General features: G+C 72.5%; 17 protein-coding genes. 6 read left to right on the top strand and 11 right to left on the bottom strand.

The genetic code is table 11. From position 1 onward, the window contains the following. The first annotated feature begins 81 nt into the window (after window positions 1-81). On the top strand, window positions 82-3,549 hold the full coding sequence (locus tag BLW14_RS34995; protein WP_093704764.1) for a DEAD/DEAH box helicase: 3,468 nt from the start codon (window positions 82-84) through the stop codon (window positions 3,547-3,549). Window positions 3,550-3,680: 131 nt separating this feature from the next. On the opposite strand, the gene BLW14_RS05100 is transcribed toward BLW14_RS34995, so the two are convergent. The 3 genes from BLW14_RS05100 to BLW14_RS05090 all read right to left on the bottom strand — a co-directional run bounded on the left by BLW14_RS05100 (window position 3,681) and on the right by BLW14_RS05090 (window position 7,925). Further along, window positions 3,681-5,195: a hypothetical protein gene (locus BLW14_RS05100; RefSeq protein ID WP_143051993.1), complete on the bottom strand. Its 1,515-nt coding sequence runs from the start codon at window positions 5,193-5,195 to the stop codon at window positions 3,681-3,683. A 284-nt stretch (window positions 5,196-5,479) separates the two neighbouring features. Then, window positions 5,480-7,099 (bottom strand): malate synthase A, encoded by a 1,620-nt coding sequence (aceB, locus tag BLW14_RS05095; RefSeq protein ID WP_093704760.1) that lies wholly within the window; start codon window positions 7,097-7,099, stop codon window positions 5,480-5,482. A gap of 232 nt (window positions 7,100-7,331) precedes the next feature. After that, window positions 7,332-7,925: a nucleotidyltransferase family protein gene (locus tag BLW14_RS05090; RefSeq protein WP_093704758.1), complete on the bottom strand. Its 594-nt coding sequence runs from the start codon at window positions 7,923-7,925 to the stop codon at window positions 7,332-7,334. Between the two features lie 185 nt (window positions 7,926-8,110). Between BLW14_RS05090 and BLW14_RS05085 the strand changes: the two genes are divergently transcribed. Next, window positions 8,111-8,425 (top strand): DUF5955 family protein, encoded by a 315-nt coding sequence (locus tag BLW14_RS05085; RefSeq protein WP_177153897.1) that lies wholly within the window; start codon window positions 8,111-8,113, stop codon window positions 8,423-8,425. A gap of 48 nt (window positions 8,426-8,473) precedes the next feature. Here the strand turns inward: BLW14_RS05085 and BLW14_RS05080 are convergent, their stop codons facing one another. After that, a complete protein-coding gene (locus BLW14_RS05080) occupies window positions 8,474-9,106 on the bottom strand; it encodes a response regulator (protein ID WP_018100493.1) in 633 nt (210 codons plus the stop codon). Continuing rightward, a complete protein-coding gene (locus BLW14_RS05075; RefSeq protein ID WP_093704754.1) occupies window positions 9,103-10,305 on the bottom strand; it encodes a sensor histidine kinase in 1,203 nt (400 codons plus the stop codon). The genes BLW14_RS05080 and BLW14_RS05075 overlap by 4 nt, the downstream gene beginning before the upstream one ends. Window positions 10,306-10,414: 109 nt before the next feature. Here BLW14_RS05075 and BLW14_RS05070 point away from each other — a divergent pair, with 109 nt between their 5' ends. Further along, window positions 10,415-11,488 carry an ABC transporter permease gene (locus BLW14_RS05070; RefSeq protein ID WP_093704752.1) on the top strand — a complete coding sequence of 358 codons (1,074 nt, stop codon included), beginning with the start codon at window positions 10,415-10,417 and terminating at the stop codon, window positions 11,486-11,488. After that, window positions 11,485-12,165 carry an ABC transporter ATP-binding protein gene (locus BLW14_RS05065; protein WP_093704750.1) on the top strand — a complete coding sequence of 227 codons (681 nt, stop codon included), beginning with the start codon at window positions 11,485-11,487 and terminating at the stop codon, window positions 12,163-12,165. The genes BLW14_RS05070 and BLW14_RS05065 overlap by 4 nt, the downstream gene beginning before the upstream one ends. Window positions 12,166-12,243: 78 nt before the next feature. Here BLW14_RS05065 and BLW14_RS05060 read toward each other — a convergent pair whose 3' ends face one another. After that, window positions 12,244-13,044: an IclR family transcriptional regulator gene (locus BLW14_RS05060; protein WP_018523837.1), complete on the bottom strand. Its 801-nt coding sequence runs from the start codon at window positions 13,042-13,044 to the stop codon at window positions 12,244-12,246. A 314-nt stretch (window positions 13,045-13,358) separates the two neighbouring features. Here BLW14_RS05060 and allB point away from each other — a divergent pair, with 314 nt between their 5' ends. Then, entirely contained in the window at window positions 13,359-14,708 is a 1,350-nt protein-coding gene (gene allB / locus BLW14_RS05055; RefSeq protein WP_093704748.1) for an allantoinase AllB, read from the top strand. Continuing rightward, complete coding sequence (alc, locus tag BLW14_RS05050; RefSeq protein ID WP_093704746.1) at window positions 14,705-15,820, top strand: allantoicase; 1,116 nt, start codon at window positions 14,705-14,707, stop codon at window positions 15,818-15,820. Before allB ends, alc begins: the two co-directional genes overlap by 4 nt. A gap of 22 nt (window positions 15,821-15,842) precedes the next feature. On the opposite strand, the gene BLW14_RS05045 is transcribed toward alc, so the two are convergent. The 5 genes from BLW14_RS05045 to BLW14_RS05025 all read right to left on the bottom strand — a co-directional run bounded on the left by BLW14_RS05045 (window position 15,843) and on the right by BLW14_RS05025 (window position 19,461). Continuing rightward, on the bottom strand, window positions 15,843-16,673 hold the full coding sequence (locus tag BLW14_RS05045) for an aldo/keto reductase (protein WP_093704744.1): 831 nt from the start codon (window positions 16,671-16,673) through the stop codon (window positions 15,843-15,845). A gap of 98 nt (window positions 16,674-16,771) precedes the next feature. Then, window positions 16,772-17,518: an SDR family NAD(P)-dependent oxidoreductase gene (locus tag BLW14_RS05040; protein ID WP_093704742.1), complete on the bottom strand. Its 747-nt coding sequence runs from the start codon at window positions 17,516-17,518 to the stop codon at window positions 16,772-16,774. Between the two features lie 97 nt (window positions 17,519-17,615). Continuing rightward, on the bottom strand, window positions 17,616-18,200 hold the full coding sequence (locus tag BLW14_RS05035; protein WP_093704740.1) for a TIGR03086 family metal-binding protein: 585 nt from the start codon (window positions 18,198-18,200) through the stop codon (window positions 17,616-17,618). 57 nt (window positions 18,201-18,257) lie between these two features. Beyond that, window positions 18,258-18,692 (bottom strand): hypothetical protein, encoded by a 435-nt coding sequence (locus BLW14_RS05030; protein WP_093704739.1) that lies wholly within the window; start codon window positions 18,690-18,692, stop codon window positions 18,258-18,260. Window positions 18,693-18,816: 124 nt separating this feature from the next. Beyond that, window positions 18,817-19,461 (bottom strand): TetR/AcrR family transcriptional regulator, encoded by a 645-nt coding sequence (locus BLW14_RS05025; protein WP_093704737.1) that lies wholly within the window; start codon window positions 19,459-19,461, stop codon window positions 18,817-18,819. Window positions 19,462-19,561 lie beyond the last annotated feature (100 nt).

Raw genomic sequence — 19,561 nt, 5'->3', positions numbered from 1 at the left:
GCGCCAACGCCCCCTCCGCACCCCGCACGAAGCTGACTAGGGTGATCGTTCCTGGCGGACCGGAAAGAGGGGGCGGGCCGCATGGCGGCGAGCAGCGAGCGGCGGCGTAGGGCGGACATCGTGCGCTACTGGCGGGCGGTGGAGATGTTCAGCCCGCAGAAAGTGGAGCAGGCCTCGCCGCCGAAAGGCGTGTACCCCGTGGAATCCGGGCGCCCGCTGCCGTGGGAGGACGGGCATCCCGTACGGCGGCGGAGCCTTGGCCGGAACATGGTCAGGCAGCACACCGTCTACTGCGGGGTGTACCCGGTCGCGTCCGTCCGGGATGTCCTGCTCGATGTTTTCGGCGGCAGCGAGGAGGACCACGACGCCCGGGTCGACGGCGACAGCGCTCTGCTGGCCTTCGAGGTCACCGACGAAGGGTTGCTCGTCCAGGACTCGATCACGTTCTCCGCGTGCGCTTGGGCGACGGGGCGCAGCCGCAAGCCCGGCCCAGGTGCCCGAGGCTGGCTCGACGGCTTTGAGACAGAGGCCGAGGCGTGCGAAGGCGTGGTGCTGGGCGTCGGGGACGGCAAAATGACGATCTCGGACCCGGCGTCGGGGCGGCGGCAGCGGCCCTTCGCAGGGTTGCTGTGCGAGATCACGGTCGGCGCGGTCGGCGGCGCCCTGAACGCGGCGCTCGGGCCGGTGCTCGGCGACCTGGCGGTCGGTGCTGTCAGTGGCGCCGTCGATGCCGTGGCCGACCGCGGCGCCCAGGGCTCCACCGGCAGTCAGGACGACGGTTCGTCGGACGACAGCCCGCTGGACGAGGACGCGGCCGATGCGGAGGATGACGACGAAGGCCCGCCCCGGCTCGGCGAGAAGCCGCTGACCGTGCGCGACCTGTCGGCGGTCACCCGCTGGGTCGCCGAGCGGTTCGGCGTCGCCGACGACCTGCGGCCGGAGACGATTCGGGTCCAGTGCAAGTCGGTGTCCAGGCGGAAGGCCGGCCGGTCGGGCGGGTCGGACTTCCTCAACAGTTTCATCGCCGCGGACCTCGACCTCGTCGCGGGAAGCCTCGGCAAGGACGATCCGGGGCCTGCGCTGCGGGACTATCTGACCGCCTCGTCAGCGTTGCGCAGCCGTACGCGCGTCGACCTCAAGCACGAACCCGAAGCGGTGATCGCCGGTGTGCAGCCTGCCGATTTTCCGCTCGGGCGCTGGCCCGCGAAGACGGAGCACCCACTGGTCCTGAGCCAGCAGTTCGCAGTGAACCGGATCGTCGCGCAACTCGCCGACACCGAAGGGGTGTACGCGGTGAACGGCCCGCCCGGCACCGGCAAGACGACACAGTTGCGGGACCTCATCGCTTCCGTGCTTGTCATGAGGGCGGAGAAGCTGTCCGAACTCCGGCGGCCCGAAGACGCGTTCACCGGCCGGCCGCACCGCTGGAGCACCGGTACCTATCAGCGGTCCGTCGCCTCGCTCAGACCGGAGCTGACGGGGTTCGAGATGGTGATCGCGTCGGCCAACAACGGTGCTGTCGAAAACGTCTCCAAGGAGATTCCGGCGCTCGAATCCGTCGCGGCGGAGTGGCGGGAGGCAGCCTCCTTCTTCCCGGACCAGGGTCGCCTCCTCCTCGACGGCGCACCGTCGTGGGGGACCCTCGCCGCGAAGCTCGGCAACAAGGGGAACCGTTCGGATTTCCGTAACAAGTACTGGTTCGGCCCGCCGAAGGAGGAGCGGGCCGAGCGTGGCGAAGGCATGCGCGACGCGCTGAGGACGGCCGCTTCGCGCGGTTTCGACCTGATGGGGTGGCGGGAGTACGTCATCCGGTTCCGGGCCGCGCGGCAGACGGTCCAGGACCTGCGGGACGAGCGTCAGCGAGCGTATGAGGCACTTCTGGACCTCACTGGTTCGGAGGCGGCCGTCACCACCGCACGGGAGGCGGTTCTCAGCGCTCAGCGAGACGTCGACGCACTCCGGCAGCCGGCTGCGGAGGCCCGTGCGGCTCGCGGTAGAGCACAGATGGACCTCGCCGGCCCTGCGGGCAGGAGGGCGGAGCACCGTCGGCACCGTCCGGGCGTGGCCGCGGGCATCTTCACCCTCGGCTCGGCGCAGCGCGACTGGCAGGCGGAGGATCAGCTGCTGGCCGTAGCGGAGCAGGCAGCCCGGGCGGCGTATGAGGAACACACACGGACGGCCGCCGCGTACGACCGGGCCGAAGCCGCCCACCGAGGTGTCCTGGAGGAAGCCAGGAGGGGTCTCCGAGCGGCGGAAGGGCACCATGCACAGCTCCGTGCCACCTCGGAGGCGGCTCTCGATCGCTGGGACACCTTCATTCCGGGCCGGGAAGCGCGCGGTGAGCGGACGGAGGAGGACGCCAGAGAGCTCTCCTCGCCCTGGTCCGATCCCGCGTTCACCCAGGCGCGCACCCGGCTCTTTCTCGCCGCGATGGATCTGCACCGTGCTTTCATCGAGGGCGCGGCCGACCGGATGCGCAAGAATCTGGACGCCGCGATGGACGTCCTGTGCGGCGACGCCCCCAAGACTCTCGAGCCGGAGGTGGTGCTGGCGGCCTGGCAGAACCTCTTCCTCGCGCTGCCGGTCGTCTCCACCACGTTCGCTTCACTGGACCGGATGTTCGCGGGCCTGGGGCCCCGGTCGCTCGGCTGGATGCTGATCGACGAGGCCGGCCAGGCAACTGCCCAGATGCCGGTGGGTGCTCTGTGGCGGGCGCGCAGGGGCGTCATCGTGGGCGATCCTCTGCAACTGGAGCCGGTGGTCACACTGCCGCACACGGGACAGCAGGCACTTCGCCGCACCTTCGGCGTGGCGGAGGAGTGGGAGCCGTCCCGTACCTCGGCGCAGCGCGTCGCGGACCGGTTGAACACCTACGGCACCTGGCTGCCCGCGCCGGACGGCTCGGAAGACGATCGCGTGTGGGTGGGATCGCCTTTGCGCGTGCACCGACGCTGCGACGACCCGATGTTCACGATCAGCAACGCGATCGCCTACGACGGACTCATGGTGCACGGGGTGCACCGGGACGACGACTACGCGGTGGCCCGGCGAGGCGTGTGGTGGCCGGTGAGTGGCGGGCGCGCATCGCACGGCAAGTGGTCACCGGAGGAGGGCGATTGCGCGAACGTCATCGTGCACCGGCTGGTCGATCGGGGTCTCGACCCGGAGCGTGAGCTCTTCGTCATCAGCCCGTTCCGGGATGTCGTGGCCGGACTCCGCCGCAGCCTGTGCCGGATCGTCCCCCGCGACAGGGTGGGCACGGTGCACACGACCCAGGGGAAGGAAGCCGATGTAGTGCTGCTGGTCCTCGGCGCAGGCGGGGACAAGGCGGGGCCGCGCGCCTGGGCGGCCTCCGCCCCGAACCTGCTGAACGTCGCGGTGAGCCGTGCGCGTCGGCGACTGTTCGTGGTGGGCGACCACGACGCATGGCGCGGCCACCAGCATTTCGACGTACTCGCACGTCAGTTGCCGTGCATCTCGGAGTCCGAGCAGGCGGCCATGCGGGAACTCGCTCCGCCGGCGCTCGCCGAAGGGTGCCGCTGCCGATAGTCGAATCCACGGTGCCGGCGCCCAGGGCCTGGGATGTTCGCCCGCGAGAACGTCCGGCTCGACTCCCCGGCCTCGTGAGTTTACGTGGAGGGCGCGTACGTCGTGCCCTCCACGCGTCGTCCGGCACAGCCTCAGCCGCAGGCGCTCGTCCCGGCCTGCGTAACGACCACGTCCTCAAGCCGGACGGACAGTGACTCGTCGCGCTGGGAGTCCCACAGCCATAGGCGGTCGCCGGATGTGCCGAACGTGAGTAGGGGGAGCGTGGTGGCAAGCGGGCCGTTGAACACAGGGATCTCCTCGGACAGAGGCCTGACACAGACGAGTCGGCCCTGGGCTCCGTAGTACGCGGCAGGGACCTTGCCGGACGCCGCAGCCGCACGTGCCCGGTTCGCGGCCGCTTCCGAGCCGACGAGTCCGGCGGTCAGGGAGATCCCGATGACGAAGACGGTCATGAGGGGAACGCCGATCCGGACCATGCCCCGCGCGTGGACCCACTGGTGGTAGTGGCGCATCCAGCCGGCGATGGCCAGCACCACTGCCGAAAGTCCGAGCGCGATCCCGACGGGCTTGAGCGAAGCTGCGTAGGTCCAGTACACCGAGACCTGGACGGTGTCGGAGGGGATGTCGAATCCCTCCTTGAGATACACGGTGTGCAGCAGACCCCCGAACCAGGGCAGGCTCAGGGCGAGGGCGGGGACGAGAGCAGGTACGGCCCAGTTGGCGTTGCGGCTGAACCAGGAGTGGACCAAGGCGTACCCCAGTCCGTATAGGATCAGGACACAGAGAGTCACCCCGAGCGCCGCGTACGCCGTCACGCGCGCCACTTGCGCAGGGGGGCCGGGCATCGTGAGGGTCAGTAGAACGCCGGCCACGGTCATCGGCATGACAGCCGCGGTGCCCCAGGCCAAAGTGACGGCGCCGGGCTGTTCCTCCCTGCGGTTGGTGAGCTCATGGCCTACGGGCCACACCAGTGCGCATGCCGCGAGAAGCGGTACGAGCATCAACAGGCCGCCCGAGGCCGCCGCAGCGATTCCGCAGGCGCTCGCCAGTACCAGGCCCGCCAGCACGGGGCCCGCCAGGCGCCAGACCGACACCGGGACCGGCGGTGGTTCATCGGGGTCCCGACCCTGCATGCCCATAGGAACGCGTAGTTGGAGGCTTCGTGGGTCGTGCGGGCGTCCAGTGAGCGCGCCTGCCTCGAGATGCTGTTCGAGCGCCTCGACGGAAGGGCGTCGGGTCTGCTTGAGAATGCGGACCGTGGAGATCAGGCCCAGCGAAGTGCGCAAGGCCGGGATCCAGGCCCGAGGGCTCCGGGAACGCGACGGGGTGGATGCTTGCGGGAGCCGACGGTGAGCGTGGAACACGGCACGGAAGTCGTGGGCCAGGTCGTGCTCGATGAGGACCGCGTCCAGCACCCACATACCTGCCTGGTGTCGGCGAGCCAGGTTCTCGATCTCTGAGACTGCGGCCTGCACCGCGCCGAAGCGCGCACCGTGCAACCGGACTTCGACCAGCAGCCCCACACGGCCGGGGCCGAGCTCCGAGGTGTCCGTGCTGTCGTCGCGGGTAAGCCACGGACGCACCGACCACCCATGCCCCTCCAGGAGTCGTGCCGCGAGGCTCGTCTCGTCCGGGCTGTCGACCACGGCGACCAGAACCTCGATGCGGCGGTTGAAGGGCTCCGCGGGCACGGGCCCCGAGTCCGCACGTTCGTCGGTACCGTTCTGGTCACCGGAGCCGTCGGGCCCGGCCCCAGCTCGCGGACCCGGTACCGTCCTTCCTGCCGATCGTCGGGTGACTGTGCGCACGATTCGCAACACGCTGCCTGCTCCGATTCCTGTTCTCGGGGGTCGGCTCCGCGTGCCGCACCGGGCACCCCTCCGCTCCCGGCGCCGCATGGCACCGGGAGCGGAGGGGCACGCAACCGGCGTCAGCGCAGCCGCTCGTACGCCGGCAGCGTCAGGAAGTCCGCGTAGTCCTGGTCCAGGGAGACCTGGAGGAGGAGGTCGTGGGCTTCCTGCCACTGGCCGGCGGCGAAGGCATCTTCGCCGATCTCGGTGCGGATCGCGGCCAGTTCCTCGGCGGCGACCTTGCGGGCCAGGTCCGCGGTGGCGTGCTCGCCGTTCTCGAAGACCACGTCCGCGTTGATCCACTGCCAGATCTGCGAGCGGGAGATCTCGGCGGTGGCGGCGTCCTCCATCAGGTTGAAGATGGCGACCGCGCCCATGCCGCGCAGCCAGGCCTCGATGTAGCGGATGCCGACGGCGACGGCGTTGCGCAGGCCCTCGTACGTGGGCTTGGCGTGCAGGGTGTCGATGGCGATGAGGTCGCCGGGCGCCACCGAGACGTCCTCGCGCAGGCGCTCCTTCTGGTTCGGCTTCTCGCCGAGGACCGCGTCGAAGGAGGCCATGGCGATCGGGACGAGGTCGGGGTGGGCGACCCAGGAGCCGTCGAAGCCGTCGTTCGCCTCGCGGTCCTTGTCGGCCTTGACCTTCTCGAACGCGACCTTGTTCACCTCGGCGTCGCGGCGGGACGGGATGAAGGCCGCCATGCCGCCGATCGCGTGGGCGCCGCGCTTGTGGCAGGTGCGGACGAGGAGTTCGGTGTACGCCCGCATGAACGGGGCGGTCATCGTCACCGCGTTGCGGTCCGGAAGGACGAACTTGGCGCCGCCGTCGCGGAAGTTCTTGACGATGGAGAAGAGGTAGTCCCAGCGGCCCGCGTTCAGCCCGGAGGCGTGGTCGCGCAGCTCGTAGAGGATCTCCTCCATCTCGTACGCGGCGGTGATCGTCTCGATCAGGACCGTGGCGCGGACGATGCCCTGCGGGATGCCCAGCTCGTCCTGCGCGAAGACGAAGATGTCGTTCCAGAGGCGGGCCTCCAGGTGCGACTCCGTCTTTGGCAGGTAGAAGTACGGGCCCTTGCCGAGGTCGATCAGACGCTGGGCGTTGTGGAAGAAGTAGAGGCCGAAGTCGACCAGCGCGCCGGGCACGGGGGTGCCGTCGAGCTGGAGGTGGCGCTCGTCCAGGTGCCAGCCGCGCGGGCGGGTCACGACGGTCGCCAGCTCGCCGGCCGGCTTCAGCGCGTACGACTTGCCGGACTTCGGGTCGGTGAAGTCGATGGAGCGGTTGTACGCGTCCATCAGGTTGAGCTGGCCGAGGACGACGTTCTCCCACGTGGGGGCGGAGGCGTCCTCGAAGTCGGCGAGCCAGACCTTCGCGCCCGAGTTCAGGGCGTTGATGGTCATCTTGCGGTCGGTCGGACCGGTGATCTCCACCCGGCGGTCGTTCAGCGCGGCCGGGGCCGGCGCGACCTTCCAGGAGTCGTCCGCGCGGATCGCCGCGGTCTCCGGCAGGAAGTCCAGCGTGGAGGTGCGGGCGATCTCGGCACGGCGCTCACCGCGGCGGGCGAGCAGCTCGTCGCGCCGGGGCGTGAACCGGCGGTGCAGCTCGGCCACGAACGCGAGGGCCGCGGGGGTGAGGACCTCGTCCTGCCGGGGCAGGGGCTCGGCATCGACGATGGCCAGCGAGGACGGCGCTGGTGCGGACATGAGCTGTCACTCCTTCAGCGGGCGGTGCGGACGGCGTCACGGCCGCCGGGCCACCCGATTCGGCACGGCGTGCCAGGGCTCCGGGATACGGCTGTGGCCGCCGTCTGAGGTGCAGAGGGCTTCTGATCAGTGGATAGTAGTTTCCTCATGGTGGAAGTTCAATGGTTTGTTGATGTCGAGATTCTTCGGGTCGACACAACCGCCGGTGTGGCGGCGCAGCGTGCCAGGGTCCTCACTCCAGGTGCGAGAGGTCCGCCGGGGTGTCGATGTCGTACGCCTGTGCCACGTCGGAGCACTCCACGAGCCTCAGCGCCGCGCGGTGCTCCCGCAGATACGCCCGCGCCCCCTGGTCGCCCACCGCACCCGCCGCGATGTCCGCCCACAGGTCCGCCCCGAACAGCACCGGATGGCCGCGTTCACCGGCGTACGAGGCCGCCACGAGACTCGTGGGGTCCCGGTACGCCGCGCGCAGCCGGGCCACCGCCCGCGCGTCGATGCCCGGCTGGTCGACCAGCAGCACGAGCGCGGCGTCCGCCCCCGAGTCCGCGAGCGCGCCGAGCCCCGCCCGCAGCGAGGAGCCCATGCCCTCGGCCCACTCCGGGTTGACGCCCACCGCGCAGCCGGCCAGGTCCGCCCGCGCCCGCACCTCGTCGGCCGCCGCGCCGAGGACCACGTGGACCGGGTCGCAGCCGCCGTCGCGCAACGTGCGCACCGCGTGCTCGACGAGCGGGCGGCCACGGTGTTCCAGCAGGGCCTTCGGGCGTCCGCCGAGCCGCCGCCCGCCACCCGCGGCGAGCAGCAGTCCGGCGATGTGTGCATGTGTCATACCGCCCTGGATACCCCACGGCGGGCGTCAACGCGCATCGGCCCGTACCTCTACGGCGTGTGTTATGTACGCGGAGTGGCGCCCGGTACCTTTTATGGCGTTAACTTGCCCGCACCCCCGGGCTCCTGACCACGGTTCGGGACCGGTCGGAACAATGCCGGCACAAGGATGTGCGAGGGGGAGCTTTGTTGAAGAGCGTCGGGCAGGAGCGGGTGACCGGCAGCGGTGAGGACCCCAGAGTGGTGGAGCTGCGCACGGCGGTCTCCCGGCTCCGCCGGTCCCTGGCCGGGTATCCCGGGCAGTTTCCCGACCGCGCCGTCGCCGAGGACGAGCTCGCGGCGCTGGACGCGATGGCACGGAGCGGGGCGCCCGAGATCCCCAGGCTGCGCCGCTCGCTGCTGCTGGTCGCGGGGGCGGTCGGCTCGGTCAGCGCTCTGGCGTCGGCGCTGCGGGACGTACGGATCGCCGTCGACCTGTTCGGCGAGCCGCCGCGCCGCTGACTCGGCGGCGCAAGCGGTTTCAGCGGCTGACTCGGCGGCACGACGGCTTCAGCGGCGGATGAGCCTGCGGGCCGTCGCCGCCGCCACGGCCGCCGTGCGCGAGTCGACGCCGAGCTTGGCGTAGATGTGCACCAGATGGGACTTCACGGTCGCCTGGCTCAGGAAGAGCCGCTTGCTGATCTCCGCGTTCGACAGGCCCTCGCCGACCAGTTGCAGCACCTCCAGCTCGCGCTTGGTGAGCGCCTGGGCCGGGGTGCGCATCCGGTCCATCAGCCGGTGCGCGACCGCCGGGGCCAGGGCCGAGCGCCCGGCGGCCGCCGTACGGACCGCGGCGGCCAGCTCCTCGGGCGGCGCGTCCTTCAACAGATAGCCCGCCGCCCCCGCCTCTACCGCCGCCAGGATGTCCGCGTCGCTGTCGTACGTCGTCAGGATCAGCACCCGGGGTGCGTCCGGGGCCGCCGTGATCGCGGCGGTGGCCTGCGAGCCGTGCATCCCGGCGCCGAACTGGAGGTCCATCAGGACGACGTCCACCCCGCCCGCCGCGGCCCGGGCGACGGCCTCCTCGGCGGTGGCGGCCTCCGCGACCACCCGGAAGTCCGGTTCGGTGTCCAGGACGGCCCGCAGCCCCGCCCGTACCACCGGATGGTCGTCGGCGAGCAGCAGCCGGACGGGGCCGCTCATGCCGCGTCCCGCCCGGTCCGGTCCACGGGCAGCGGCAGCGTCAGCGCGACGGCGGTGCCCTGGCCGGGCGCCGACTCGACGCTCAGGGTGCCGCCGAGCGAGGCGGCCCGGGAGCGCATCGCGGGAAGGCCGAAGCCGCCGGACGCCGAGGCGCCGGCCTCCGGCGCGTCCTGCGCGAAGCCGCATCCGTCGTCGACCACGTCCAGCGCCACCGAGGTGTCCATGAAGCTCAGCGTGATCTCCGCCCGCCCGGCCCCCGCGTGCCGCACGGTGTTGGCCAGCGCCGACTGGGCGGTCCGCAGCAGCGCCACCTCGTAGGGCGTCGGCAGTGCGACCGGTGTGCCGCTGACCGCGAACTGCACGGTGAGCCCGGGGGCGCTCGTCCGGGCCGAGAGCCGTTCCAGTGCGGCGGTCAGGGAGCCGTTCTCCAGGTCCGGCGGAGTCAGTGCGCGCACGAAGCGGCGCGCTTCCGCGAGGTTGTCCTGCGCGGCTTCGCGCGCCCGGTGCACATGGGCGGCGGCCGGGGCGTCCTCGGGCAGGGTGCGCTCGGCGGCGCGCAGGAGGAGCTGGATGCTGGAGAGGCCCTGGGCCAGGGTGTCGTGGATCTCGCGGGCCAGCCGCTCCCGCTCGGCCAGGGTGCCGGCGGTGCGCTCCGCCTCGGCCAGCTCCGCACGGGTGGCGACCAGCTCGTCGATGAGTTCGCGGCGCCGTTCGCTCTCCCGGAACAGCGCCTCGTACCCCAGGACCGTGGCCACGGCGACGGCCGCGCCCAGCAGCGGACCGATGAACGTGCCGGGCGTGACCGTCTGCCCGTGGAGCAGAAAGCTCGCGATGGCGGCCATCGCCGTCACCGCCACGGCGGGCAGGCCCCAGCGCGTCGGCAGCAGGTGCAGCTGGAGGAAGTAGAGCGGGAAGGCCACCCACAGGGCGTCCGGCGACAGCACCAGCAGCGCCGCCCACAGCAGACCGAGCACCGCCAGCCATGCCGCGCCGGCCCGGGTCCCCGGCCGCACGGACTTGGCCCCCGCGCCGGCCACGTACACCGCCGCCAGTACACAGGCAAGAGCGGTCACCGCGCCGGGGTGCGGGCCGCCGTCGCCGTACGCCTTGGCGGCGGGGAGCGTCAGCAGGCCCAGCATCAGCCCGTGCAGACACAGCCGCAGCGCGGCGGCGACCGGGGGGTGAACGCGGGTTTCCATGATGTTCCAGCGTAGGCGCGAGCCGCCCGGGGGCGGTCAATCGAAAGGTTGATGTCGTCACCAGCCCGGGGGCGATGTCTCCGGGCCCGGACAGAACGACGCTGGAGCCATGTTCGTCGCATGGAGAGATCTACGGTTCGCCAAGGGCCGGTTCGCGCTCATGGGCACGGTGGTCGTGCTGATCACGCTGCTCGTGGGTCTGCTGTCCGGCCTCACCGCCGGGCTGGCCCGGGAGAACACCTCGGCCGTCACCGGGCTGAACGCCGACCACCTGGCCTTCGCCGCCCCACCGGACGGCCGGTCGGTGTCCTTCACCGATTCGTCCGTCGGCGCGGATGCCTGGCGCGCCTGGGCCGGGCGGCCCGGCGTGGAGGCCGCGCAACCGCTCGGTATCCGCACCCTGAACGCCACGGCCGGTACGGGGGAGCGCACCGCCGCCGTCTCTGCGTTCGGCGTCGAGCCGGACGGCGGTCTGGCGCCCGCCCGGGTCGGCCCCGGCGAGGTGGTGCTCTCGCGCGGTGGCGCCGACGAGCTGGGCGTACGCGAGGGCGACCGGCTGGGGCTCGGCGGCCGGGAGGTCACCGTGGCCGCCGTCGCGGGCGACGCCTCGTACAGCCACACCCCGGTCGTATGGACCGACCTCGGCGACTGGCAGCGGGCCGGGCACGCGGACGGCGGCGCCACCGTGGTCGCCCTGACCACCACCGGCGCCGCCGATCTGGCCGCCGGCGACCGGGCGACGGGCACCCGCACGCTCACGCTGGACGACTCCCTGACCGCGATCGGCTCCTACCAGGCCGAGAACGGCTCCCTCCAGCTGATGCGCGGCTTCCTGTTCGCCATCTCCGCCCTGGTCATCGGCGCGTTCTTCACCGTCTGGACGATCCAGCGCAGCGGCGACGTCGCCGTGCTCAAGGCGCTGGGCGCCTCCACCCCGTACCTGCTCCGGGACGCGCTAGGACAGGCCGTCGTGATGCTCGTACTCGGTACGGGTCTTGGCACCGCCCTCGCGTCCGGCATCGGCGCCCTGGTCGCCGGCGGCACCGTGCCGTTCGTCCTGGACACGGCGACGGTCCTCGTGCCGGCCGCCGTGCTGATCGCCCTCGGCGCGGCCGGGGCCGCCCTGTCCGTCCGGCGGATCACCGCCGTCGACCCGCTCACCGCGCTCGGGAGTGCCCGATGACCCTCACGCTCACCGGTGTCACCCTTACCTACCCGGACGGCGACGGGCGCCTCACCGCCCTGGACCGCGTCGCGCTCGACGTACCCGCCGGCACCCTGACCGCCGTCGTCGGCCCGTCCGGCTCCGGCAAGTCGAGCCTCCTCGCGGTGGCGGCGACGCTGGTCGCCCCGGACGCGGGGGCGGTCGTCGTCGCCGGTACGGACACCACGGGGCTCGGGCGCGCGGAGAAGGCGGCGCTGCGCCGCGAGCGGATCGGCATCGTCTTCCAGCAGCCCAACCTGCTGCCCTCCCTGACCGCCGTGGAACAGCTCCAGGTCATGACGCACCTCTCGGGCGGCCGGGCCGGCGTGGCCCGCGCCCGGGCGCTCGACCTGCTCGACGCGGTCGGCCTCGCCGGGCAGGCCGGCCGCAGGCCCCACCAGCTCTCCGGCGGCCAGCGCCAGCGGATCAACATCGCCCGCGCCCTGATGAACGACCCGGCCCTGCTGCTCGTCGACGAGCCGACCAGCGCCCTGGACCACGAACGTGGGGCGGCCGTCCTGGACCTGCTGGTCTCGCTGACCCGGCAGCGGTCCACGGCGACTGTCCTGGTCACGCACGACCGCGCGCACCTGGACCGCGTGGACCGGACGGTCACGATGCTCGACGGCCGGCTGACGGCCCCGGTGCTGACCTGAAACGCGGGTGGGCCCGGTGCTGACCCAAACGCGGGCGGGCCCGGGCCCCTCGGAGGTCCGGGCCCGCCTCACGGTTTCTCAGCCCGCCGTGCCGCTGCTCGCCAGCGCGTCCGACAGCTCCTTCGCCGCCTGCTGGAGGATCGGTACGATCCGTTCGGTGGCGGCCTCGGTGACCCGGCCGGCCGGGCCGGAGATCGAGATCGCGGCGGACGTGGGGGAGTTGGGCACCGACACCGCCAGGCACCGGACCCCTATCTCCTGCTCGTTGTCGTCGACCGCGTACCCCACCCGGCGGACCTGGTCCAGCGCCTCCAGGAAGCCGTCGGGCGTGGTGATCGTCTTGTCGGTGGCGGCGGGCATGCCGGTACGGGCGAGGAGCGCGCGCACCTCGTCCGGCGGGGTGTGCGCCAGCAGTGCCTTGCCGACGCCGGTCGAGTGCGGCAGCACCCGGCGGCCGACCTCGGTGAACATGCGCATCGAGTGCTTGGACGGCACCTGGGCCACGTACACGATCTCGTCGCCGTCGAGCAGCGCCATGTTGGCCGTCTCGCCGGTCTCCTCGACCAGGCGCGCCAGATACGGGCGCGCCCAGGTGCCGAGCAGCCGTGCGGCGGACTCGCCGAGGCGGATCAGGCGGGGGCCGAGCGCGTATCGCCGGTTGGGCTGCTGGCGCACGTAACCGCACAGGACCAGCGTGCGCATCAGGCGGTGGATCGTCGGCAGGGGCAGTCCGCTGCTCGCGGAGAGCTCGCTCAGGCCGACCTCGCCCCCCGCGTCGGCCATCCGCTCCAGCAGGTCGAAGGCGCGCTCAAGGGACTGCACACCACCGCTGGAACCGGCGGGCTTGGAGTCGGAAGTGCTGGCGTGGGACGGCGGCACGTCAACGGTCCTTTCGAGGCGGAGGAGCAAGTCAGCAGCCTACCGGGCCCTTTCCGATCGGCCCACTGCCGACGGGGGCCGTCGTGGCCGGTCAGCGCCCGTTTGTCCGGGTGTCCGCAGGTGGTGCGGCGGCCCGGGCGCACCACTCCTGGCCCATTCTACGTTCCGCACTCCGAAATAGAGCTTCTACTTTGTGGAAACATCCAGTGGGGGCGGGAGGGTGGCCGGGGCGCGGCGAAGGGGTCTTGACGGGTCGCGCTCCCGAGTGAAGACTCCTTCAACAGTTCGTTGAAAGTGCGATGTGAGGAGCACGGGTGTCCGGTTCGGACGTGAAGCTGCTACTGCGCTCGACGCGCGTCGTCACCCCAGGGGGGACCCGGCCCGCGTCGGTCGCCGTCACCGGCGGGACCATCGAGGCCGTCCTGCCGTACGACACCGAGGCCCCCGCCGGCGCCCGGGTGGAGGACTTCGGCGACGACGTCCTCATGCCCGGCCTCGTCGACACCCACGTCCACGTCAACGACCCCGGGCGCACCGAGTGGGAGGGGTTCTGGACCGCCACCCGCGCCGCCGCGGCCGGCGGCATCACCACCCTGCTCGACATGCCCCTCAACTCGCTGCCGCCCACCACCACGGTGGAGAACCTTCGGATCAAGCAGGCCGTCGCCGGGCCCAAGGCGCACGTCGACACCGGCTTCTGGGGCGGCGCGATCCCCACCAACGTCAAGGACCTGCGCCCGCTGTACGAGGCCGGGGTCTTCGGCTTCAAGTGCTTCCTGTCGCCCTCCGGCGTGGAGGAGTTCCCCGAGCTGGACCAGGAGCAGCTGGCCCGGTCCATGGCCGAGATCGCGGGCTTCGGCGGGCTGCTCATCGTCCACGCCGAGGACCCCCACCACCTGGCGTCCGCGCCGCAGCAGGGCGGCCCCGCCTACGCGGACTTCCTCGCGTCCCGGCCGCGCGATGCCGAGAACACCGCCATCGAGGGCCTGATCGCCCACGCCCGGCGGCTGAACGCCCGCGTCCACGTCCTGCATCTGTCCTCCAGCGACGCCCTGCCGCTGATCGCCGCCGCCCGGCGCGAGGGCGTCCGGCTCACCGTCGAGACCTGCCCGCACTTCCTCACCCTCACCGCCGAGGAAGTCCCCGACGGGGCCACCGAGTTCAAGTGCTGCCCGCCGATCCGGGAGGCCGCCAACCAGGACGCGCTGTGGCAGGGGCTCGCCGACGGCACCATCGACTGCATCGTCTCCGACCACTCGCCGTGCACCACCGACCTGAAGACCCCGGACTTCGCCTCCGCCTGGGGCGGTATCTCCTCCCTCCAGCTCGGCCTGCCCGCCATCTGGACCGAGGCCCGCCGGCGCGGCCACAGCCTCGACGACGTCACCCGCTGGATGTCGGCCGCACCCGCCGCACTGGCCGGACTGCACCGCAAGGGCGCCATCGAGGCCGGACGCGACGCCGACTTCGCGGTCCTGGCCCCCGAGGACACCTTCACCGTCGACCCGGCCGAGCTGTTCCACCGCAACCAGGTCACCGCGTACGCCGGGCGCACCCTGCACGGCGTGGTGCGCTCCACCTGGCTGCGCGGCGTACGGATCGCCGCCGACGGCGTCCTCACCGAACCCACCGGCCGCCTCCAGACAAGGGACAACCGAGCATGACGGCGACAGCGCACTTCACCGGCGACGCGAACCCGTACGGCGGCGGCGACCCGTACGCCGACTACCGCACCGCGGACCTCCCCTTCACCCACCTCGTCGACCTCGCCGACCGGCGGCTCGGCGCGGGTGTGATCGCCGCCAACGACGAGTTCTTCGCCGAGCGCGAGAACCTGCTCAAGCCGGAGCCCGCCCACTTCGACCCGGAGTGCTTCGGGCACAAGGGCAAGATCATGGACGGCTGGGAAACCCGCCGCCGGCGCGGTGCGAGCGCCTCGCAGCCGCACCCCGTGGACGAGGACCACGACTGGGCCCTGGTCCGGCTCGGCGCGCCCGGCGTCGTGCGCGGCCTGGTCGTCGACACCGCGCACTTCCGCGGCAACTACCCGCAGTCCGTCTCCGTCGAGGCCGTCTCTCTGCCCGGCTCGCCCTCCCCGGAGGAGCTGCTCGCCCCGGACGTGAAGTGGACGACGCTCGTCCCCCGTACCGCCGTCGGCGGGCACGCGGCCAACGGCTTCACCGTCGACTGCGAGCGCCGCTTCACGCACCTGCGGCTCAACCAGCACCCGGACGGCGGGGTCGCCCGCCTGCGGGTGTACGGCGAGGTCGCCCCCGACCCCGCCTGGCTGACCGCGCTCGGCACGTTCGACGTCGTCGCCCTGGAGAACGGCGGCCGCGTCGAGGACGCCTCCGACCGCTTCTACTCCCCGGCGACCAACACCATCCAGCCCGGCCGCTCCCACAAGATGGACGACGGCTGGGAGACCCGCCGCCGGCGCGACCGGGGCAACGACTGGATCCACTACCACCTCGTCGAAGAGGCGGACATCCGCGCCGTCGAGATCGACACCGCCTACCTCAAGGGCAACGCGGCCGGCTGGGCCCGGCTCACCGCCCGCGACGCGGAGACCGGTGAGTGGGCCGAGTTCCTGCCCCGGACCCGGCTCCAGCCCGACACCAACCACCGCTTCGTGCTGCCGGAGGCCGTACGCGCCGACCAGGTGCGGATCGACATCTTCCCGGACGGCGGCATCTCCCGGCTGCGCCTCTTCGGGACGCTCACCGAACGCGGCGCGGCCCGGCTCACCGCCCGCCACGCCGAGCTGGGCGGCTGACGGAACGGGACCCCGGGGCGCCTCAGAACTCCTCGTGCTCCTCGGGGTCCCCGCCGAACCGCTCCCGGGGGCCGCCGGAGATCCGGCCCAGCTCCTCGGGCGTCAGCTCGAAGCCGAACAGGTCCAGGTTCTCCCGCTGCCGCCCCGGATCGGCCGACTTCGGGATCGGTACGGCACCGAGCTGGGTGTGCCACCGCAGCACCGCCTGGCCCGGGGTCACGCCGTGCGCCTCGGCGACCGCCACCACCTCCGGGTCGGCCAGCAGGTCCCGGCCGCGCCCCAGCGGGCTCCAGCTCTGTGTGACGATGCCCATCGCGGCATGCACGGCCCGCAGCTCCTCCTGCGGCAGCCGGGGGTGCAGCTCGACCTGGTTGACGGCGGGCACCACGCCCGTCTCCTCCTCCAGCCGCGTCAGGTGCTCGGCCGTGAAGTTCGAGACCCCGATCGACCGTACGAGGCCCTCCTCGCGCAGCTTGATCAGCGCCCGCCAGGTGTCCACGTAAAGACCCACCTTCGGCAGCGGCCAGTGGATGAGATACAGGTCCACGTAGTCCAGGCCGAGGTTCGCCCGCGACTCCTCGAACGAGGCCAGCGTCTTCTCGTAACCGTGGTGCCGGCCGGGCACCTTGGTCGTGACGAAGACCTCCTCGCGCGGTACGCCGCTGCGGGCGACGCCGCGCCCCGTACCGGTCTCGTTGCCGTAGTTCAGGGCCGTGTCAACGAGCCGGTAGCCGAGGTCCAGGGCTCCGGCGACGGCCTTCTCCGCCGCCTCGTCGTCGAGCGGATAGGTGCCGAGCCCGACCGCCGGGATCGTGCGGCCGTCGTTCAGGGTGTGCACCGGGGTACCGGACATGATCGTCCCTTCTCGCCTGTTCACCGTCGCGGTCCATGCCTCCCCGTCCAGCGTAGGCGGGGAGGTGGCGAGCGGCAGAGCGGCGGCCGCCGTCCCGGTCAGGCGGCGTGGCCGCCGTCCACGACCAGTTCGGCGCCGGTCACGAAGGCGGCCTCCTCGCCCGCGAGGTACGAGATCAACGCGGCGATCTCCGCCGTGGTGCCGAACCGGTGCAGCGCGTTGGCCGCGCGCTGCCCGTCGGCGTACGGGCCGTCGGCGGGGTTCATGTCGGTGTCCACGGCCCCGGGCTGGACCAGGTTGACGGTGATGCCGCGCGGGCCCAGCTCCCGGGCCAGCGGTTTGGTCAGCCCGGAGAGCGCGGACTTGCTCATCGCGTAGAGCGTGGAGCCGGGGCCGCCCGCGTACCGGCTCAGGGCCGTACCGACGGAGATGATGCGCCCCCCGCTCTCCATCACCTCGGCCGCGGCCCGGCAGGCGAGGAACACCGCCCGGACGTTCACGGCGAGGACCCGGTCGACATCGGCGGGCGTGAGGGTGCCGATGGGTCCGAGGACCCCGGTCCCCGCGTTGTTCACCAGGATGTCGAGCCGGCCGAGGGACTCGACCGCCCGGTGCACCACCGAGGCGGCGGCCTCCGGGTCGGCCGAGTCGGCGTGCAGGGCGACCGCGCGGCGGCCGGTCGCCTCGACCGCGGCCACGACCTCCTTGGCACCCCGCTCGTCCCGGACGTAGGTCAGCGCCACATCGGCGCCGTCCCGGGCCAGCCGCAGGGCGGTCGCGGCGCCGATGCCCCGGCTGCCGCCGGTGACGAGCGCGGTGCGGGGGGTGGGGAGGGTGCTGTTCATCGTGTTTCCTGTCCGTTGCCGGTCGTGCTGACGGGAACCAGGAAAGTCGATCGGCGCCCCGGACACCGGCGGGAATTGGACGCCGAATCCGGTGCGGTCAGCGCCAGTCCGGCGAGCGGCCGAGCGCCGCCAGTACGCGGGGGAGCGGGCCGCCCTCCGCCGCCGGCAGCGCGGAACGGAAGGCGGCGTCCGGCCCTTCGCGCGCCGGCCCGCCCGGGACCCGCAGGGCGATGGGCAGGGCCGCCTCCACCACGTCGTCCGGCAGCGCGAGGGGCAGCCCGAGCGTCGCGGCCGCGTCCCAGGAGTGCACGACGTAATCGAGGAAGTGGAACCCCATCGCGGTGGCCGCGGGGAACGTCGCCTCCGTACTGATCTCCGGCAGCGTGAACCGCCGTTGTGACGCCTCCGGCCGGGCGAAGGCGTCGAGCACCGTGCGGGCCGTCGCCCGGTACCAGGCGGCCGGTTCGTCCCCGGCCCGCCGGGGCTCCCAGACTGCGGCGTCGCCTCCCTCGCCCCGTGCGGCGGCGGCGAACCCGAGGTGCTGGGCGCCCATGTGCTCCACCAGCGCGCGCAGCGTCCAGCGGTCACAGGGAGTGGGGCGGCTCCAGTCGCCGGGGCCCGCCCGGTCGACGAGGCGTACGGATGCGAGCACCGCGATCCGGTCGAGCCGGATGATGTCCATGACTGGTGTCCCTTCGTCGGGCGTGTGAGTGGTGCGAGCCGGGCGGGCCGTGCGGGGTCAGCGCGTGGCCGTGGGCCACGGCTCCGTGCCCGACACCAGTCGCCACGCGGAGTCGTACACGGCGGACCTGTCGGTGAACGGGGCCGTCCAGGTCGCCGAGCGCAGGGTGCCGCGGTCCCGGTGGGCGCGGACGATCCGCCGGTGGTCGGGGCGGGCGACGAAGCCCAGCAGGTGTTCGTGCGCGGTCCAGACCGTGATCGAACCGGAACGGTTCGTCCGGGGGCCCAGGTCCACCCAGAGCCACATGCCGACCGCGCCCGGCGTCCCCGGCCAGGTACGGCGCAGCCGCATCCCCTCGGCGCCCACGGAGAACGTGCTCCAGGGGCGGTGTGTGACGAACTCGGTGACTCCGACGACCACCTCCGCGCCGGGCTCCACGGACCCGGCGGCGGAGCCAGGCTGCCATCGGGTGCTCCAGAGGATCTGCGGCACGGTCGGTCTCCTTCTGGCGCGCGGGTCCGCCCGGTGGCGGCTGCTCCGAGCCTATAACTAGACGAACGATCGTGCTATTAAATTCTCCGGCGAGCTGAGCGTCGTATCCGGACAGGCCCTGGGCCTACGCGCCGGCGGGCAGCGACGCGGGGTCCACCGCCACCGCCCGGAGCCGCCCCAGGATCGCGCGCCACGCCCTCGTATAGCTCTCCGCGCTGCCCCGCAGCACCGAGTCGCCGTTCGCCAGCTCCAGGAACGCGATGATCTCGAAGGCGAGCTGGGCGGCGTCGCAGTCGTCGCGGATCTCGCCCAGGGCCCGTGCCTCCTCGACGCGCCGTTCCACGAAGGCGAACCAGCCGGCCTGTGCGGTCGCGAGCGCGTCGTGCACCGCGCCCTCACGGGCGTCGAACTCGGCGAGCGCGGCATAGAAGAAGCAGCCGCCGGGGAACACCCGGTCCCGCGAGTAGGCGATCCACGCCTCGCACATCCGCCGCATCCGGCCCAGGCCGGCGGGGGTCGCGCGCGTCGGAACGACCACGTGCTCGTCGTGGATCGCGACCGCCGCCCGGACGGTCGCCAGCTGAAGTTCCTCCTTGGAGCCGAACAGCGCGAACACCCCGCTCTTGCTCAGCCGGAGGTCCGTGGCGAGACGGCCGAGCGACAGCCCTTCCAGGCCCTCCACCGAGGCGACCTCCGCCGCACGTGCGAGGACCAGCTGCCGGGTGCGGTTGCCCCGTTCGACCCTTCCGTCCTGGCGTGTTCCGGCCATCGCGCGACTCCGTGCTCCGTGGGTGCGGGTGGCCGCCGACGGGCCGGTCCCCAGGGCTCGCCATTGTAGGAGGGCGCCCGGTAGCGTGATCGTTCCTCTG

This window comes from Streptomyces sp. 2131.1 (genome assembly GCF_900105515.1).
GTDB classification, from domain to species: Bacteria; Actinomycetota; Actinomycetes; order Streptomycetales; family Streptomycetaceae; genus Streptomyces; species Streptomyces drozdowiczii.
This window is presented reverse-complemented; position numbering and strand designations above follow the sequence as displayed.

What these genes read in the sequence shown, in the direction of transcription:
- BLW14_RS05075 (WP_093704754.1), bottom strand. Translation starts at nt 10,305, where the DNA reads ATGGAAACCCGCGTTCACCCCCCGGTCGCCGCCGCGCTGCGGCTGTGT.
- BLW14_RS05045 (WP_093704744.1), bottom strand. Translation starts at nt 16,673, where the DNA reads ATGTCCGGTACCCCGGTGCACACCCTGAACGACGGCCGCACGATCCCG.
- BLW14_RS05080 (WP_018100493.1), bottom strand. Translation starts at nt 9,106, where the DNA reads ATGAGCGGCCCCGTCCGGCTGCTGCTCGCCGACGACCATCCGGTGGTA.
- BLW14_RS05040 (WP_093704742.1), bottom strand. Translation starts at nt 17,518, where the DNA reads ATGAACAGCACCCTCCCCACCCCCCGCACCGCGCTCGTCACCGGCGGC.
- BLW14_RS05035 (WP_093704740.1), bottom strand. Translation starts at nt 18,200, where the DNA reads ATGGACATCATCCGGCTCGACCGGATCGCGGTGCTCGCATCCGTACGC.
- BLW14_RS05070 (WP_093704752.1), top strand. Translation starts at nt 10,415, where the DNA reads ATGTTCGTCGCATGGAGAGATCTACGGTTCGCCAAGGGCCGGTTCGCG.
- BLW14_RS05025 (WP_093704737.1), bottom strand. Translation starts at nt 19,461, where the DNA reads ATGGCCGGAACACGCCAGGACGGAAGGGTCGAACGGGGCAACCGCACC.
- alc (WP_093704746.1), top strand. Translation starts at nt 14,705, where the DNA reads ATGACGGCGACAGCGCACTTCACCGGCGACGCGAACCCGTACGGCGGC.
- BLW14_RS05090 (WP_093704758.1), bottom strand. Translation starts at nt 7,925, where the DNA reads ATGACACATGCACACATCGCCGGACTGCTGCTCGCCGCGGGTGGCGGG.
- BLW14_RS34995 (WP_093704764.1), top strand. Translation starts at nt 82, where the DNA reads ATGGCGGCGAGCAGCGAGCGGCGGCGTAGGGCGGACATCGTGCGCTAC.
- aceB (WP_093704760.1), bottom strand. Translation starts at nt 7,099, where the DNA reads ATGTCCGCACCAGCGCCGTCCTCGCTGGCCATCGTCGATGCCGAGCCC.
- BLW14_RS05065 (WP_093704750.1), top strand. Translation starts at nt 11,485, where the DNA reads ATGACCCTCACGCTCACCGGTGTCACCCTTACCTACCCGGACGGCGAC.